Source organism: Pseudooceanicola nanhaiensis DSM 18065 (assembly GCF_000688295.1).
GTDB classification, from domain to species: Bacteria; Pseudomonadota; Alphaproteobacteria; order Rhodobacterales; family Rhodobacteraceae; genus Pseudooceanicola; species Pseudooceanicola nanhaiensis.
The window spans coordinates 1,162,984-1,179,293 of sequence record NZ_JHZF01000011.1; the positions used below are offsets into that span (position 1 = coordinate 1,162,984).

Consider the following 16,310-nt stretch of genomic DNA (forward strand, 5'->3'; position numbering starts at 1 on the left):
ATCCAGGACACATGCAAGTGCGGCGCGGGCGTAGCTCAGGGGTAGAGCATTACCTTGCCAAGGTAAGGGTCGTGAGTTCGAATCTCATCGCCCGCTCCATTTTTCGGAATGGTCGCAAGCACTTGCATCGGGATGGCAGCCCAAGGCGCCCGTCCCGCCGTCCGCCGGGATCGCCACCTTCATCCGCTGCATACTTTGCCGCAAATGCCTGTGGAACGTAAACTTTTTGGTATTTGGGCGTTTTTTTGACAAATTTGCAGGCTAGCAAGTTGTCAAGAGGCCCCGAATGCGGGCCGTTTTCGCTGGGCCCGAAGAAGGTTCTCCGAAGGCGCCCGCGGGATAACGAGCGACGAGTGACACATGCGACTTCTTATCGTTGATGACGAACCGAGTATCCTGGAACTTCTGGGCGTGGCCCTGAAGGCTCTCGGCACCTACAAGGTCAAGACCGCCACATCCGCGAAGCAGGCGCTCCAGATGATCGAGGGCAAGCCGCGGGAATTCGACGCCTTCCTCCTCGACATCCAGATGCCCGAGATGAACGGCATCGACCTCTGCGCCGAAATACGCCGCAACGAGCTCTACAAGAACGCCCCGATCCTGATGCTCACCGCGATGTCGCAGATGAGCTACGTCGAGAAGGCCTTTGAGGCGGGCGCGACGGATTACGTGACCAAGCCCTTCAACTTCGAGGACCTCAAGCAGCGCCTGAACACCGCGCGCAAGCTGAAGTATTCGAAGGCGTCGGTCGGCGAGGCCGAAGACAACCCCTCGATGATGCGCTCCGTGCTCTACCACGAGAGCCAGGACTACGCCTCCGAGCTCGACTTCTCGAAGGTCGAACGCTTCATCGGCAAGGCCGAGTTCGAGAACTACGTCCGCCAGATGTCGCTGTCGAAAGCCTCGCAGACCTGCGCCTTCGCGCTGCGGGTCGGCAACGGCGCAGAGATCAACGTGCAGACCTCCTCGATGGACTTCTTCAAGACCATGATGAAGGTCGCGCAGGAGCTGGTCTACGGCACGCAATCGGCGGGCAGCCTGCTGACCTATGTCGGCAGCGGCGTCTTCGTCTGTGCCGAACATGGCAACCGCCTGACGGATACCGAGAAGCTGGAGCGCGCGATCGCCACGGCGCTCTCGACCGCGACCTTCACCGGCCCCTGCCCCGAGATCGCGGTCGGCGAGCATGCCGAGATGGAAACCTTCGACCCCGGTTCGGGTCCGAAGCTGATCGAGGACGCGATCGAGCGGGCGATGCAGCGCGACGTCTTCACGGTCGGACCGTCGACCCAGTCCAACGTGACGCATATCTCCTCGGCCCCCGTGGCCCGGCCGCAATCGGGATACGTGCAGCGGCCCCAGCGTCCGGCGCAATCCTCGCAATCCTCGGGCTCTTCCCCCTCCAAGGCGCGTCCGGACCGGCAGGCGTACGAGAAGATGCTTCTCGACTCGCTGCGGAACGGCTGAACCATCTGAACGGGGGCCCGTACCGATGAGCACCATCACACATTCCCCGGCGATGAAGAGCCTGCGCCGCATGTTCCTGAACCCGACGCGCAAGCAGATCGTCGATTACTGCGATTCGATCGGGATCCTGATGTGGCAACGGCACGGGATCTTCTTCGCCGCCACCCTGCTCGCCGCGGTCTACATCGACGCGACCAAGGCCTTCCTGCTCTACTCCGCCGTCCTGCTGACCGACCTGCTCGACATCCGCATGGCGCGCCGCGTCTCCAAGTGGACCGGCAAGGACCAGCGGACCGCGCGCCGCATCGGCATCCAGATCCTCATCAACACGGTGCTGAGCGCCCTCGCCATCACCACCTTCGTCGTGATGATCGCGCTCGAACAGAGGCTCGGCGGGCATTTCACCCCCCTCTTCTTCCTGTTCGCCGCGGCGCTCTTCTGCGCGATGAACAACCACCAGATCCTTGGTGCGCTGATCGTTCGGCTCTCGATCTATGCCGTCGGCTTCGTCTACATCGCGCTGATCGACGTGCTGCGGTTCATGCCGCCGATCACCTCCTACATCTGGCTGCAGTTCTTCACCGTCGCCTTCGTGATGTACTTCATCCTTGACGTGAGCCGGCTCTACCTCGGCATGTACCGGGCCAACCTCGCGCATCTCGAAAAGCTCGAGGCCGAGCACGAGAAGACCAAGATCGCCTACAAGGTGAAGTCCAACTTCGTCTCCACGGTCAGCCATGAGCTGCGCACGCCGCTGACCTCGATCAAGGGATCGCTCGACCTGATCCAGGCGGGCTCCATCGGGCCGGTGCCGGATCACCTGAAGCCGGTGCTCGACCTCGCGGGCCGCAACTGCGAACGCCTGTCCGACCTCATCAACGACATTCTCGACGTCCAGAGCCTCGAGGCCGGCCGCTTCGTCAGCGAGCTCAAGCCGATCGTCGCCGAGGACGTCGTCGAGGAAGCCGTGCAGGTGAACTACGGCTTCGCCGACAAGCATGGCGTCTACCTCGACTTCACCCGCCCCGAGACCACCACCTACATCAAGGGCGACCAGCGCCGTCTGATCCAGGTGTTGACCAACCTGATCTCGAACGCGGTCAAGTTCTCGGAACAGGGGGACGCGGTCACCGTCCGTTGCGAGATCGTGGACAACAAGATCGTCGTCTTCGTCGAGGACAACGGGATCGGCATCCCCGAGAATTCGCGCGACAAGGTCTTCGGCCAGTTCCACCAGATCGACAGCTCGGACCAGCGCGACTACGGCGGCACCGGGCTGGGGATGAACATCTCCAAGCAGATCGTCGAATTGCACAAAGGCGTCATCGACTACGTGTCCGAGCTGGGCGTGGGAACGACCTTCATGGTTGCGCTCGACATTGTCGAGAAGCCCGCCAACCAGCCGACCACGCCGGGCCCGACGGCCTGGGACGAGCGCGCGCCCAACAAGGTGCGCATCGCAGCCAATGGTTGAGTGACGCGCAAGCCGCCGCAGATTAATGAGAATTCCTCAGACCCCGGCCCAGGCCGGGGTCTTTGTGCTTAATGCTGCGCCAAATTTCGCTCAATATGTTGCAATTTCGCCCTACCCGCCCCGGGAAACTGAAATAAGGCGGAATCAAGGCAAAGTTGAGTTTGCAATGAACACACTCTTGCCCGATGGTTAACAAAAACCAACGAGGCAACGGTACACCATGCACCATCACCGTGGTCTGGCGCGTCCATCTCGCGCCGAGACGGTCTTTCCCGAGATCCTTCCGGGGGACACCGCCCCTCAGCGCGAAATACGTTTCCGCCCTTCGGCGACCGTAAATGCGGCCGACCAGATTCCCGAGCTGGAGAAGAACGGCTCGATCAAGATCACGACGATGTCGTTCCTCAACATGACGCAATACGGCGATCTCTTCGTCGAGTTCATGCGCGCCCGCCGCGAGGTCTTCATCGACCGGCTGCACTGGACCCTGCCCCAGGCCGACGGCATGGAATTCGACCAGTACGACACGCCGCAGGCCCGCTGGGTCGCCGTTCACGAATACGGCCAGGTTCTGGGCGGCATCCGCCTGATGCCGACCACCGCGCGCTGTGCGGCCTATTCCTACATGCTGCGCGATGCGCAGCTCGACCTGCTGGACAGCATTCCGAACGACGTGCTCTTCTTCGAGGCGCCGGTCGATCCCCGCATCTGGGAGGCCACGCGTCTCTTCATCGCCGAGGGCGTCGACGCCAAGCGCCGCCCCATCGTCCAGCGGCTCCTGCTGACCGCGATGCAGACCACCGCCGCCGAACACGGCGCCACCTCGGTGATCGGTATCGTCCCCGCCGTCTTCTCGCGCTGGCTGAAGCGCATCGGCATGAACGCGGCGCCCGTGGGACCGAAGTTCAACATCGACGGAACCTGGAGCCAGGCCGCGCTCTTCGGGCTGAAGGATCGGCTGCAGTAGAGGGGTTTGCGGCGCGGGGGCGTCCCGGCTTCGGTGTCACCGGTCAATTCCGGTGATCCCGGACAGCAACGTCATGCGTCGGGCAACGGCTCGCAAGCTACCGTCTCCGTAGCTCGAAACCGATATAAAGCGCAGGTCGAGAGATTGGGAACTGCGCGAAAAAGCGGAGAGACTTCGACCACTTTCGCGATGACACAGCGACTGAATGGACCAGGCAGCGCGGCGCAGCTGGACGTTGAAATCACGTGTGGCTCGTCCGGAAGTTAATCTCTCAAAAAGAAATGAGTGATGACGGTGCTTGCCACGTGGGTGTACCCGTTTTCCACTATCTTTCTGAAAACATCAGTTGAAGCCACCGCAGCGATCGACCTGCCGTGAATTTCGACGGCGATGCATCTCGGCTTGACCTTGTCAAAAGGAAATCCATTCAAGGCTGGCAGTTCGAAGCCTTCAAGGTCAATGTTCAGGAAGTCGATTTCCTTCACATCGTGCTCTTGTATGATCGTGCTCAAGCTCTTGGCTGGAATAGACCTCTTTTTGATCTTTCCTCTTCCACCATCCATGCGCAAAGCGAAGTCTTCGTCACAAGTGTTGGTGAGCGCAACATCTCCGAAAAAATAGCCTTCTATTTGTCCATCGTGTTCAGCAACCGCACAACAGATGGCGATGTCTCTCGGTCGATGCTGACGGAAGCCTTCGATTGAGGTTTCGGACATATCTACAACGATACCATCCCAACCCAAGTCATAGAGAAAGCGTGTGACTGACTCCTGTGTATGATGGTACCCACCACAGTCTATGTAGAAACCGCCCTCCGAGATGGTTTTCTTCATGTTCCGTCCCAGGAGGCGGCGCAACACGAGGTCTTCGCCCTGTTGAGCGTAGCAAATCTTCGCATCGGCGAAGGACTGCATACGCTTCAAAAAAGCAGCATCTTTTTCAAATTCGAAGCTCATTATCGTTGTAATCCATTTGCACTGTCGACTTTGCTCGCATGTACCGAGGTAGCAAGTCCTGGTGGCATTATCCCCAAGATTTGTCCAAAGTCGACAAAACAACTGACCCAAGCCCGATGTTCAGCCTGTCGCTCGGCGGAAGCCTTGGCGCAGTTCAACGGGCACAAACCCGGACTGAGTCCTGTAACGTCCAGCGAAGCGGGTGAAGAAAGTGTCCGGCCTTCCGGTGGTGCCCCCAGAGAGACTCGAACTCCCGACCCACTGATTACAAATCAGTTGCTCTACCAGCTGAGCTATAGGGGCAGCCGGGACCGTTTACGCGCTCCGGGGGCGCCGTTCAAGTCCGTTCATCGGTTGGCCCGGGCCAGCAGGGCGACGGCGGCGAGGCCCACGAGGATCACCAGAAGTGCGGCCGGGGCGGCGCCCGAGAGGTTCTCGAGGCTGGCCTGTTCGTGGGTCCGCGTGGCCAGCGTGTCGTAGTTGAACGGACGCAGGAGCAGGGTTGCCGGAAGCTCCTTCACGCAATCCACGAAGACCAGCAGCAGGGCCGAGGCAAGCGTGCCGCGGATGAGCGGGTAATAGACCGATCGCAACACCTGTCCGCGCCGGCGCCCCAGCGACCGCGCCGCCATCGGCAGCGAGGGCGAGACCCGGCCGAAGGCCGCATCCGCCGCGCCCTGCGCGATGGCGAAGAAGCGCACCGAATAGGCCAGGATCAGCGCGAAGGCCGATCCGGTCAGCAGCAGTCCGAAGCTGCGGCCGGTGAGGCCTTCGAGCGCATCGGCAAGGGCGTTGTCGAAACTGGCGAGCGGGATCAGGATCCCCACCCCCAGAACGGCCCCCGGCGCGGCATAGCCGATCGTGGTCAGCGGCAGCAGCATCCGCGGCAGCGCCCGCCCGCTCAGCCGCACCCCGTAGACGAGGAAGACCGCCGCCAGCACGGTCATGAGCGCCGCGGTGCCGCCGACCGAGAGCGTGTGCCAGAACGCCCGGACCAGGCCCGGGTCGGTGAAGGCGCCCGCCTCGTCCCAGGCATGGCCCAGGATAACGCCCGCGGGCAGCACGAAGCCCATGAGCAGCGGCAGGATGCAGAGCAGCGTCGCGGTCCAGGCCTTCCAGCCGGTCAGCGCCTGCTTGACCACGGGGCGCATCCCGCGGGCGGTGGTGTAGAATTTCGACCGCCGGCGCGAGGCCTTCTCGAGCAGGACCAGCATGACCACCAGCACCAGGATCACGCAGGCGATCTGCGCTGCGCCCGCGGCATTGTTGCTCTCGAGCCAGGTCGAGAAGATGCCCGTCGTCAGCGTCTGCACGGCGAAGTAATCGACCGTGCCGAAATCGTTCACCGTCTCCATCATCGCGACCGCCACGCCCGCGGCGATGGCTGGCCGCGCGAGCGGCAGGCCGACCCGCCGGAACCGGCCGAAGGCGCCGACGCCGAGCGACATCGCCACCTCTTCGCCGGCGCCCGCCTGTTCGCGGAACGCGGCGCGCGCCAGGAGGTAGACGTAGGGATAGAGTGCCGCCGAAAGCACCAGCACCGCGGCGGGCAGCGAGCGGATCTCGGGGAACCAGTAATCCCGCGCCGATTGCCAGCCGAAGAGGTCGCGCAGCGCGGTCTGCACCGGCCCGGCATATTCGAGGAAATCGACCAGCGCATAGGCCCCGACATAGGCCGGGATTGCCAGCGGCAGCAGAAGCAGGTAATCGAGCAGGCGGTCCAGCGGGAAGCGGTAGCGCGCGACGATCCAGGCCGCGCCCGTCCCGATCGAGGCGGTCAGCACCCCCACCCCGGCCATCAGCCAGAGCGTGTTGCGCAGGTAACGCGGCAGCGTGGTCGAAACGAGATGCGGCCAGATGTTCTCGCCTCCCGTGAAGACGGGCGCGAGCGCGATCAGCACCACGGACAGGATCGGCGCCACGACGACGGCCGCGATCACCACCGCGCCGACCGACCAGCCAGAGGGCCAGCCTGCGGGAAGATGCGGCCCGCGGCCGCGCTGTGTCGAGACATCCACCATGCAGGGTGCCATGCCGCAAAGCGCTTTTACTGTCCAGCCGCTGCAGGATATAGACCCGGGGAGTTGGGGCAGAGATGAGGACAGGCGGACCATGGACATCGTCCTGCACGCGGGCGCGCATTGCACAGACGAGGACCGTCTCGTGAAATGCCTGCTGAAGAACAAGGACCTCTTCCTGCAGCGCGGCGTGGCCGTGCCCGGCCCCTCGCGCTATCGCCGCCTGCTCCGGGACGCGGTGCAGGCGCTCGGCAAGGGCGAACCGGCCGAGGGCGCGCGGGAGATCCTGCTCGACAGCATCCTCGAACATGACGGCGTTCAGCGGCTGCTGCTGTCGAACGAGAACGTCTTCGGCGTTCCGAAGATCGCGGTCAGCGACGGCGTGCTCTATCCGCAGGCGGCCCAGCGGATCGCCGACCTCGGGCGGCTCTTTCCCGGCGACCGGCTGGTGCTTGCCCTCGGGATCCGCAACCCCGCGACCTTCCTGCCCGCGCTGTTCGCGCAAAGCCCGCAGGAGGATTTCCTGACCTTCCTCGACGGCACCGATCCCGCCACCCTGCGCTGGTCCGAACTGGTGGAGCGCATCCGCGCGGCCCATCCCGATCTGCCGCTCGTGCTCTGGTGCAACGAGGACACCCCGCTCATCTGGGGCTCGGTCCTGCGCGCCGTCGCGGGGCTGGAGGAAGGCACCAAGATCGGCGGCGCCTTCGACCTCCTGTCCGAGATCATGTCGCGCGAGGGGATGCAGCGGTTCCGCGCCTACCTGAGCGATCACCCGGTGATGACGGAGCCGCAGAAACGGCGCGTCATGGGCGCCTTCCTCGACAAATACGCGCTGGAGGACGAGATCGAGGAAGAGCTCGACCTGCCCGGCTGGGACGAAGGCTATGTCGAGATGCTGACGCAGCGCTACGAGGCCGATGTCGCCGCGATCGAGGAGCGGGGCGATGTCCATTTCATCGCCGCCTGAAACCGGCCCCCTGGGCCTTTTCCTGACCGCGCCCCCGGGGCTCGAGGAGGTGCTGCGCGCTGAGGCCGAGGGGCTGGGCTTTGCCGCCCCCCGCTCCGTGCCCGGCGGGGTCGAGACCAGCGGCGGATGGCCCGAGGTCTGGCGGGCGAACCTGATGCTGCGCGGCGCCACGCGGGTGCTGGTGCGGATCGCGGAATTCCGGGCGATGCACCTTGCCCAGCTCGACAAGCGCGCGCGGAAGGTCGACTGGGGATCGGTGCTGAAACCGGGCACGCCGGTGAAGGTCGAGGCGACCTGCCGCAAGTCGAAGATCTATCACGACCGTGCCGCGGCGCAGCGGGTCGAAACCGCCCTGGCCGAGACGGCGGGCGCCGTGCCCGACAAGGCGGCCGCGCTGACGATCCGGGTGCGGATCGAGGACGACCTCGTCACGCTCTCCGTCGACAGCTCCGGCGAGGCACTGCACAAGCGCGGTCACAAGCAGGCGGTCGGCAAGGCCCCGATCCGCGAGACGATGGCCGCGCTCTTCCTGCGGCAATGCGGCTATGACGGGACCGAGCCGGTGATCGATCCGATGTGCGGCTCCGGCACCTTCGTGATCGAGGCGGCCGAGATCGCCATGGGCCTCCTGCCCGGCCGGTCGCGCGGCTTCGCCTTCGAGGATCTGGCGAGTTTCGACGCCGCCGCCTTTGCGGCCCTGAAGGAGGTGCCGGCAAAGGCGCCCCCCGCCCTGACCTTCCGCGGCAGTGACCGGGACCAGGGCGCGGTGGCCTCGGCCACGCAGAATGCCGAACGCGCGGGCGTTGCGGCGGTGACCGCCTTCGCCTGCCATCCGGCGGGTGCCCTGGAGCGGCCCGAGGGGCCAGCGGGCCTCGTCATGGTGAACCCGCCCTACGGCGGGCGGATCGGCAACCGGAAGCTGCTTTTCGCGCTTTACGGCGGGCTCGGGCAGGTGCTGCGCGAGCGGTTCAGCGGCTGGCGGCTCGGGATGGTGACGAACGACGGGGGGCTCGCCAAGGCCACGGGGTTCGACTTCGCGGAGGTCGGACCGCCGATTCCGCATGGCGGGCTCTCGGTGAAGCTCTACCGGACCGGGGTGATCCGGTGAGCCTGCGCGCGTCCTGAAACGACGCAAGCCGGGCACAGGCCCGGCCTGCATCTGGTGCCGTCTGTCGCCTGGACAACCGGAACGACGCCGCTCAGGCGGTGCAGGCCGGGCCTGAGCCCGGCCCCGCGCCCTTCGCTTCAGGCGAGCATCACCATCGGCGTCTCGAGGTTCTCGACGATCGCCTGCAGCAGCTCGGCCCCGAGCGCCCCGTCGATCACCCGGTGATCCACGCTCAGCGTCACCGACATCACCGTGGCGACCGAGACCGCGCCGTCCGCGTCCACGACGGGCTTCTTCACGCCCGCACCCACGGCAAGGATCGCGCCGTGCGGCGGGTTGATGACCGCGTCGAAATTGTCGATCCCGAACATCCCGAGGTTCGACACCGCGAAGCTGCCGCCCTGGTATTCATGCGGCGCGAGCTTGCGGTCGCGCGCACGGGCGGCAAGGTCCTTCATCTCGGACGAAAGTTTCGAGAGCGATTTCGACTCCGCGTCCTTCAGCACCGGCGTGAAGAGCCCGCCCTCGATGGCCACGGCGACCGCGACGTCCGAGGGCTTCAGCTCGAGCACCCTGTCGCCGGCCCAGACGGCGTTCGCCTTCGGCACGGACTGGAGCGCCAGCGCACAGGCCTTGATGATGAAGTCGTTGACCGAAAGCTTCACCCCCCGCCCTTCGAGCTGCCTGTTCAGCTCGGCGCGGAACTTCAGCAGGGCGTCGATGCGGATGTCCCGGCGCAGGTAGAAATGCGGGATCGTCTGCTTCGCCTCGGTGAGCCGCGCCGCGATCGTCTTGCGCATCCCGTCGAGCTTCACCTCGGTGAACTCCCGGTCGGCATACATCTTGAGCACCGCGTCCGAGGAGAGCCCCGCCGGCGCCATCGCCGGCTTGCCGCCCTGGGGCTGAGCCGGTGCCTCCGTCTTCGCGGGGGCCTGTGCCTTCGCCGCGCCGCTCTCGGCCGCGCCCAGCACGTCGGCCTTCACGATGCGGCCCTTGGGACCGGACCCCTCGATCGTCGTCAGATCGAGCCCCTTGTCCTTGGCGATCCGGCGCGCGAGCGGCGAGGCGAAGATGCGCTGGCCCTCGGCATCCTTCGGCGCGGCGGGCGCCCTGGTGTCGCTCTTGCCGGCGGCGCCATCCACCGGCCCCGGCTGCGCCTCGCGCGGGACGGGCGCCTTGCCGGCCTTCTCGCCGGCGCTGTCGTCCGCCTCGGCGCCTTCGTCCTTGGCCTCGGGCTTGGCTTCGGCGTTCGGAGCCGCGGTCTCGCCGATGTCGTCGGCGCTCTCGCCCTCTTCCAGCAGCACGGCGATCGGCTGGTTCACCTTCACGCCCTCGGTGCCCTCGGCCACGAGGATCTTCCCGATGACGCCCTCGTCGACGGCCTCGAATTCCATCGTCGCCTTGTCGGTCTCGATCTCGGCCAGCAGGTCGCCGGAGGAGACGGTGTCGCCCTCCTTGACCAGCCATTTCGCCAGCGTGCCCTCCTCCATCGTGGGGGACAGCGCGGGCATCAGGATCTCGGTCGGCATCTGTCGCTCTCCTTACCTGTAGGTGACCTGGCGGGCGGCCTCGACCACCTCGTCGGTGGTGACAAGCGCCAGCTTCTCGAGGTTCGCCGCGTAGGGCATCGGCACATCCTTGCCCGTGCAGTTGATCACCGGCGCGTCGAGATAGTCGAAGGCGCGCTGCATGATCGTGGCCGAGATGTGGTTGCCGATGGCGCCCACCGGGAAGCCCTCCTCGACCGTGACGCAGCGGTTCGTCTTCATGACCGAGGCGAGCACGGTGTCATAGTCGATGGGCCGCAGGGTGCGAAGGTCGATCACCTCGGCCTCGATCCCGTCTTCTGCAAGCCTGTCAGCGGCTTGCAGGGCATATTGCATCCCGATCCCGAAGCTCACGAGGGTCACGTCGGACCCTTCGCGCCAGATCTTCGCCTTGCCGAAGGGCACGGTGAAATCGTCCAGCACGGGGACCTCGAAGGTCCGCCCGTAAAGGATTTCGTTTTCAAGGAAAATCACCGGGTTCGGGTCTCGGATCGCGGACTTCAGCAGGCCCTTCGCATCCGCCGCCGAATAGGGCTGCACCACTTTCAGGCCGGGGATATGCGCGTACCATGCCGCATAATCCTGGCTGTGCTGGGCCCCGACCCGCGCCGCGGCGCCGTTCGGGCCACGGAAGACGATGGGACAGCCCATCTGGCCGCCCGACATGTAGAGCGTCTTGGCCGCGGAATTGATAATCTGGTCAATGGCCTGCATGGCGAAGTTGAAGGTCATGAACTCGACGATGGGCCGCAGCCCGCCGAAGGCCGCACCGACGCCGATACCGGCAAAGCCGTGCTCGGTGATCGGCGTGTCGATCACCCGCTTGGCGCCGAATTCGTCCAGCAGGCCCTGCGTGACCTTGTAGGCGCCCTGGTACTCGGCGACCTCCTCGCCCATGACGAAGACGTTGGGATTGTCCCGCATCTCCTCGGCCATCGCGTCGCGAAGCGCCTCGCGGACGGTCTGGGTCTTCATCTCCGTCCCTTCGGGCCAGTCCGGAGTCTGATCGGGCTTCGGCGGCGCGTCGTCTTCCTTCGCCTTGGCGGGCGCCTTTTCGGGCGCCTTCGCGGATGTCTCCTCCGCAGGCTCTTCCTTCGCCTCGTCCGGGCCGCGCGCCTCGGAGGTCTCGCCGATGTCGTCGGCGCTCTCGCCCTCTTCCAGCAGGACGGCGATCGGCTGGTTCACCTTCACGCCCTCGGTCCCTTCCGCGACGATGATCTTGCCGATCACCCCCTCGTCGACGGCCTCGAACTCCATCGTCGCCTTGTCGGTCTCGATCTCGGCCAGGATGTCACCGGAGGAGACGGTGTCGCCCTCCTTCACCAGCCATTTCGCCAGCGTCCCCTCTTCCATCGTCGGGGACAGTGCGGGCATCAGAATTTCGGTCGGCATCTCGTCCCCCTCAGGCGTCTTCTTCCACCGCGGCACCCTGCGGGATGTCGTCGGCATAGATGTCGGTCCAGAGCTCGCTCGGGTCCGGCTCCGGGCTCTCCTTGGCGAATTCGGCAGAGGCGTTCACGATCTCCTTGATCTCCTTGTCGATCGCCTTGAGGTCGTCCTCGCTCGCGTGCTTGCCCGAGATCAGCAGGTCCCGGACATGTTCGATCGGGTCCTTCTCGTCGCGCATCTTCTGCACCTCCTCGCGGGTCCGGTACTTGGCCGGGTCCGACATGGAATGTCCGCGGTAGCGGTAGGTCTTCACCTCGAGGATATAGGGCCCCTTGCCTTCGCGGCAGTGCGCGACGGCCTTCTCGCCCGCCTCCTTCACGGCCAGCACGTCCATGCCGTCGACCAGCTCTCCGGGGATGCCGAAGGGCGCGCCGCGGGTATAGATGTCCTCGGTCGAGGTGGAGCGCTTCTGCGAGGTCCCCATGGCGTACTGGTTGTTCTCGATCACGAAGATCACCGGCAGCTTCCAGAGCGACGCCATGTTGAACGTCTCGTAGACCTGCCCCTGGTTCGCGGCGCCGTCGCCGAAATAGGTGAAGGTCACGCGGTCGTTCTCGAGATACTTGTCGGCAAAGGCCAGGCCGGCCCCGAGCGGCACGTTGGCGCCGACGATCCCGTGGCCGCCGTAGAAATGCTTCTCGCGGCTGAACATGTGCATCGAGCCGCCCTTGCCCTTCGAATAGCCGCCCTCGCGACCCGTGAGCTCGGCCATCACGCCGTCGGGATTCATCCCGCAGGCCAGCATGTGGCCGTGGTCGCGATAGGTGGTGATGCGCTTGTCGCCCTCCTCGGCGGCGGATTCGAGCCCCACGACAACGGCCTCCTGACCGATGTAGAGGTGGCAGAAGCCCCCGATCAGGCCCATGCCATAGAGCTGACCGGCCTTCTCCTCGAAGCGGCGGATCAGCAGCATGTCACGGTAGAATTGCTTGAGGTCATCGGCCGATACGTTCGGCTTCTCGGCGGCTTTCCTGGCGGCCATGAGCGCCCCTCCCGAAGATGGTTTAGCGTTAAACTATCTCTTACAACATTCCTCCGGGCCATGCGAGGCGAAAGTGACGCCGGGTCGCGGCAGAGGGCCGGGCCCGTGCAGCACCGCGCGCCGAAAGGGCACGGCGCCGGACGGCGGACTGCCGGTGCCCCGGAGACGTATGAGCGAGAAGGTCGAGGTGCGAACCGTGCCGCGCGGCACCCCCTGCGGGATCAGCGGATGACGATCTCGTCGCTGCGGATCAGGCCGAGCACGTCGCGGGCCTGCTGGTCCAGAAGGTCGAGGTCGAGGTAATCGTCCGAGAGCCGGTTCGTCAGGTTCTCCATCCGCGCGACATCGGCATCGAGCTCGGCCAGCTGCGCCCGGAGCGCATCCACGTCGGCCGAGATCTCGGCCCGCCGAAACAACCCGTAATCCCCCTGCACCGCGGCAAAGGTGAAATACAGCCCCAGGCTGAAGGCGATGAAGAAGAAGGTGACGGCCCCGATCGCGGGACGGTTGCGGATGGTCATTTGCTGCCTCGTTCCCCGCCTCTTTCGGGCGGTACAGGCACAATGACACAGGCGATTCGCAATGTGAATCCCCTCCCTGCCCCGATTGGCGAAAATAAACGCATGGCACTGGCCTCCCCGCCCCGTCCCTGCCATCCTTCACCCGAGGAGGAACGCCATGTCCCGATCCGCCCCCGACACGCGCCTGGCCACACACGAGGTCACGAACCAGCCCGAACCGCGCCGCAGCCGCGACGCCTGGGCCGAGGACGCAGCTCTGCGCGACGCCGCCGCCCGCGCCGGAGCGGACAGCCATGCCCTCGCCGCGGCCGGGGCCGCCTTCGGCACGGAAGAGGCCCTTGCCCTGGCCGAGGATGCCCGCCGCGACCGGCCCCGCCTCGTGACCCACGACCGCACCGGGCGGCGCCTCGACGAGGTCCGCTTCAACGACGGCTATCACGCCTGCATGGCGCTCGGGATCGCGCACGGCTATGCCGCCGTCGCGTGGGAGGGGCAGCCGGGCGGCCACGCGACCCATGCGGCGCTCGTCTACATGCTCAGCCAGCTCGAACCCGGCACCTGCTGTCCGCTGACGATGACCTACGCGGGCCACCCCGCCCTCGCCGCCGCGCCCGACATGGCCGCGCCCTGGCAGCCGAAGCTCGCCTCCCGCAGCTACGACCCCCGCCTCCTGCCGGTGGCCGAGAAGCGCGGGGCGACGCTCGGCATGGCGATGACCGAGAAACAGGGCGGATCGGACGTGCGCGCCAATGCGACCCGCGCGCTGCGCGACGGCGATCACTACCGGCTGACCGGCCACAAGTGGTTCTGTTCCGCGCCGATGTCCGACGGTTTCCTGACGCTCGCGCAGGCGCCCGAGGGGCTGACCTGCTTCCTCGTGCCGCGCTGGCTCGAGGGCACCCGCAACGTGTTCCGGCTGCAGCGGCTGAAGGACAAGCTCGGCAACCACGCCAATGCCTCCTCCGAGGTCGAGTTCGCCGACACCCTCGCGATCCGGCTGGGTGACGAGGGCGCGGGCGTGCGCACGATCATCGAGATGGTGCATCACACCCGCCTCGACACGGCGCTTGCCCCCGCGGGGCTGATGCGCGCGGCCCTCTCCGAGGCGCGTTGGTGGGCCGCGGGGCGCACGGCCTTCCAGCGCCGCCTGATCGACCAGCCGCTGATGCGCGCGGTGCTCGCCGACCTCGCGCTCGACTGGGAAGGCGCTCTGGCCCTCGGCATGGCCGCCGCCCGCGCCTTCGACGGCACGGGGCCCGCGGACCGGGCGCTGGCCCGGATCGCGGTGGCGCTGGCGAAGTTCCTCAACAACAAGCTCTGCCCGCTCGTCACCGTCGAGGCGATGGAGGTGCTGGGCGGCATGGGCTATGTCGAGGAGACGCCGATGCCCATGCTCTACCGCGAGGCACCCCTGAACGGCATCTGGGAGGGCTCGGGCAACGTGATCTGCCTCGATATCCTGCGCACCCTGCACCGCGCGCCCGACAGCGCCGAGGCCCTGACCGCGGCCCTCATGTCCGCAACGGGCAGCGACCGCCATTACGACGCCGCGCTGAAGGCCCATGTCACCCGCTGGCCCGGCGCCCCGGAGGAGGCCGAGGCCCGCTGGTTCGCCGAGAGCCTCGCGCGCCTGCTGGCCGCCGCCGAACTCATCCGCCACGCGCCCCCCGCGGTCGCCGACGCCTATGCCGCGACCCGTCTCACGGCGGAGCGCGGCCGCCTCACCGGCGCCATCCCCGCCGCCGACCACACGGCGATCCTGGAGCGTATCGCCTGAACCAGGTTCCCCTGCTTCCTCTTGCCATAAATATCCTGGGGGGAGCTCGAGGGGGGCAAAGCCCCCCTCGTCAGCAAGAATAGATAGCGTGCGCGGGCCGCAGGCCCGCGCTCCGCTGGATCAGACCCGGCTCACCCGGCGATCGAGGCCTCGTGGATGCTGGCGATCGTGCCGGCCAGCTCGCTGTCGAACTCCGTGTCCGCCTGCTTGGCCGACAGCCCCTCGGTCAGCGCCCGGCTGAACGAGGCGATCATGCCGCGGTTCGCCGCCAGCCGGCGGTTCGCCTCTTCCCGGGCATAGCCGCCCGACAGCGCCACCACCCGCATCACCCGGGGATGGGCCACGAGATCGGCGTAGTAGTTCTCCTGCTCCGGCAGGGTCAGCTTCAGCATCACCTCCACGCCATCCTCCAGCGCGTCGAGCCGGGCCGCGATCTCCTCGCGCAGGATGGTCTCGGCCGCCTGCTTGTCGTCGATCGAGATGGTCACCTCGGGCTCGATGATCGGCACCAGCCCGTGGGCGAGGATCCGGCGGCCGATCTCGAACTGCTGCGCGACCACCGCCCGGATCCCCGAGGGCGAGGCCCCGTTGATGACAGAGCGCATCTTGGTCCCGAAGATGCCCTTCGACACGGCCTTGCTCAGCAGCGCGTCGAGATCGGGCATGTCCTTCATCAGCTGGACGCTGTCCCGCTCGTTCTCGAGCCCCTTGTCGACCTTCAGGAACGGCACCACGCCGCGCTTTTCCCACAGGTATTCTGCGGTCGGGATGCCGTCGATCTCACCGTCCATGGTGCGCTCGAAGAGGATCGCGCCGATCACCTTCTCGCCCGAGAAGGCCGGCGACTTGATGATCCGGGCGCGCATCTCGTGGATCAGGCCGAACATCTCCTCCTCGCCGGAATAGGCGTCCTCGCCGATCCCGTAGAGTTTCAGCGCCTTGGGCGTCGAGCCGCCGCTCTGGTCGAGCGCGGCAATGAAACCCGCGCCGCTGCGCATCTGGTCCGCCTGTTTGTCGTTCATGATCTTTTCGCCTGAAATTGCTGGGAATGGCCGGGCTCGCGCCCCTCGCCAA

The 16,310-nt window shown here is 66.1% G+C and carries 13 protein-coding genes and 2 tRNA genes; 7 read left to right on the forward strand and 8 right to left on the reverse strand.

Going from position 1 to position 16,310, the window contains the following annotated elements:
- Positions 1-24 precede the first annotated feature (24 nt).
- The 4 genes from Q344_RS0106560 (at position 25) to Q344_RS23250 (ending at position 3,908) form a co-directional block, all read left to right on the forward strand.
- Positions 25-99: transfer RNA gene (locus Q344_RS0106560), tRNA-Gly, on the forward strand.
- Positions 100-360: 261 nt separating this feature from the next.
- Positions 361-1,467, forward strand: coding sequence for a response regulator (locus tag Q344_RS25015; protein ID WP_084178316.1), 1,107 nt, complete (start codon positions 361-363; stop codon positions 1,465-1,467).
- A 25-nt stretch (positions 1,468-1,492) separates the two neighbouring features.
- Positions 1,493-2,941, forward strand: coding sequence for a sensor histidine kinase (locus Q344_RS23245; RefSeq protein ID WP_051630324.1), 1,449 nt, complete (start codon positions 1,493-1,495; stop codon positions 2,939-2,941).
- A 220-nt stretch (positions 2,942-3,161) separates the two neighbouring features.
- On the forward strand, positions 3,162-3,908 hold the full coding sequence (locus Q344_RS23250) for an acyl-homoserine-lactone synthase (RefSeq protein ID WP_028285998.1): 747 nt from the start codon (positions 3,162-3,164) through the stop codon (positions 3,906-3,908).
- Between the two features lie 263 nt (positions 3,909-4,171).
- Here Q344_RS23250 and Q344_RS0106580 read toward each other — a convergent pair whose 3' ends face one another.
- The 3 genes from Q344_RS0106580 to Q344_RS0106590 form a co-directional block, all read right to left on the reverse strand.
- Positions 4,172-4,864: an FkbM family methyltransferase gene (locus Q344_RS0106580; protein ID WP_084178317.1), complete on the reverse strand. Its 693-nt coding sequence runs from the start codon at positions 4,862-4,864 to the stop codon at positions 4,172-4,174.
- A gap of 227 nt (positions 4,865-5,091) precedes the next feature.
- Positions 5,092-5,167, reverse strand: a tRNA-Thr gene (locus tag Q344_RS0106585).
- Between the two features lie 44 nt (positions 5,168-5,211).
- Positions 5,212-6,885 carry an ABC transporter permease gene (locus tag Q344_RS0106590; RefSeq protein WP_036538402.1) on the reverse strand — a complete coding sequence of 558 codons (1,674 nt, stop codon included), beginning with the start codon at positions 6,883-6,885 and terminating at the stop codon, positions 5,212-5,214.
- 91 nt (positions 6,886-6,976) lie between these two features.
- Here Q344_RS0106590 and Q344_RS0106595 point away from each other — a divergent pair, with 91 nt between their 5' ends.
- Both Q344_RS0106595 and Q344_RS0106600 read left to right on the forward strand, forming a co-directional pair.
- Complete coding sequence (locus tag Q344_RS0106595) at positions 6,977-7,852, forward strand: hypothetical protein (protein ID WP_028286001.1); 876 nt, start codon at positions 6,977-6,979, stop codon at positions 7,850-7,852.
- Entirely contained in the window at positions 7,830-8,960 is a 1,131-nt protein-coding gene (locus Q344_RS0106600) for a THUMP domain-containing class I SAM-dependent RNA methyltransferase (RefSeq protein WP_051630326.1), read from the forward strand. The genes Q344_RS0106595 and Q344_RS0106600 overlap by 23 nt, the downstream gene beginning before the upstream one ends.
- Positions 8,961-9,097: 137 nt before the next feature.
- Here Q344_RS0106600 and Q344_RS0106605 read toward each other — a convergent pair whose 3' ends face one another.
- From Q344_RS0106605 to Q344_RS0106620, 4 genes are all read right to left on the reverse strand, one after another.
- Positions 9,098-10,489: a pyruvate dehydrogenase complex dihydrolipoamide acetyltransferase gene (locus Q344_RS0106605; protein WP_028286003.1), complete on the reverse strand. Its 1,392-nt coding sequence runs from the start codon at positions 10,487-10,489 to the stop codon at positions 9,098-9,100.
- A 12-nt stretch (positions 10,490-10,501) separates the two neighbouring features.
- Complete coding sequence (locus Q344_RS0106610) at positions 10,502-11,899, reverse strand: pyruvate dehydrogenase complex E1 component subunit beta (protein WP_028286004.1); 1,398 nt, start codon at positions 11,897-11,899, stop codon at positions 10,502-10,504.
- 10 nt (positions 11,900-11,909) lie between these two features.
- Positions 11,910-12,938 (reverse strand): pyruvate dehydrogenase (acetyl-transferring) E1 component subunit alpha, encoded by a 1,029-nt coding sequence (pdhA, locus tag Q344_RS0106615; protein ID WP_028286005.1) that lies wholly within the window; start codon positions 12,936-12,938, stop codon positions 11,910-11,912.
- Between the two features lie 221 nt (positions 12,939-13,159).
- Positions 13,160-13,459: an FtsB family cell division protein gene (locus Q344_RS0106620; protein WP_028286006.1), complete on the reverse strand. Its 300-nt coding sequence runs from the start codon at positions 13,457-13,459 to the stop codon at positions 13,160-13,162.
- A 157-nt stretch (positions 13,460-13,616) separates the two neighbouring features.
- On the opposite strand from Q344_RS0106620, the gene Q344_RS0106625 reads away from it, so the two are divergent.
- Positions 13,617-15,236, forward strand: coding sequence for an acyl-CoA dehydrogenase family protein (locus Q344_RS0106625; RefSeq protein ID WP_028286007.1), 1,620 nt, complete (start codon positions 13,617-13,619; stop codon positions 15,234-15,236).
- Positions 15,237-15,367: 131 nt separating this feature from the next.
- Here the strand turns inward: Q344_RS0106625 and Q344_RS0106630 are convergent, their stop codons facing one another.
- Positions 15,368-16,258 (reverse strand): fructose bisphosphate aldolase, encoded by an 891-nt coding sequence (locus tag Q344_RS0106630; RefSeq protein ID WP_156954633.1) that lies wholly within the window; start codon positions 16,256-16,258, stop codon positions 15,368-15,370.
- Positions 16,259-16,310 lie beyond the last annotated feature (52 nt).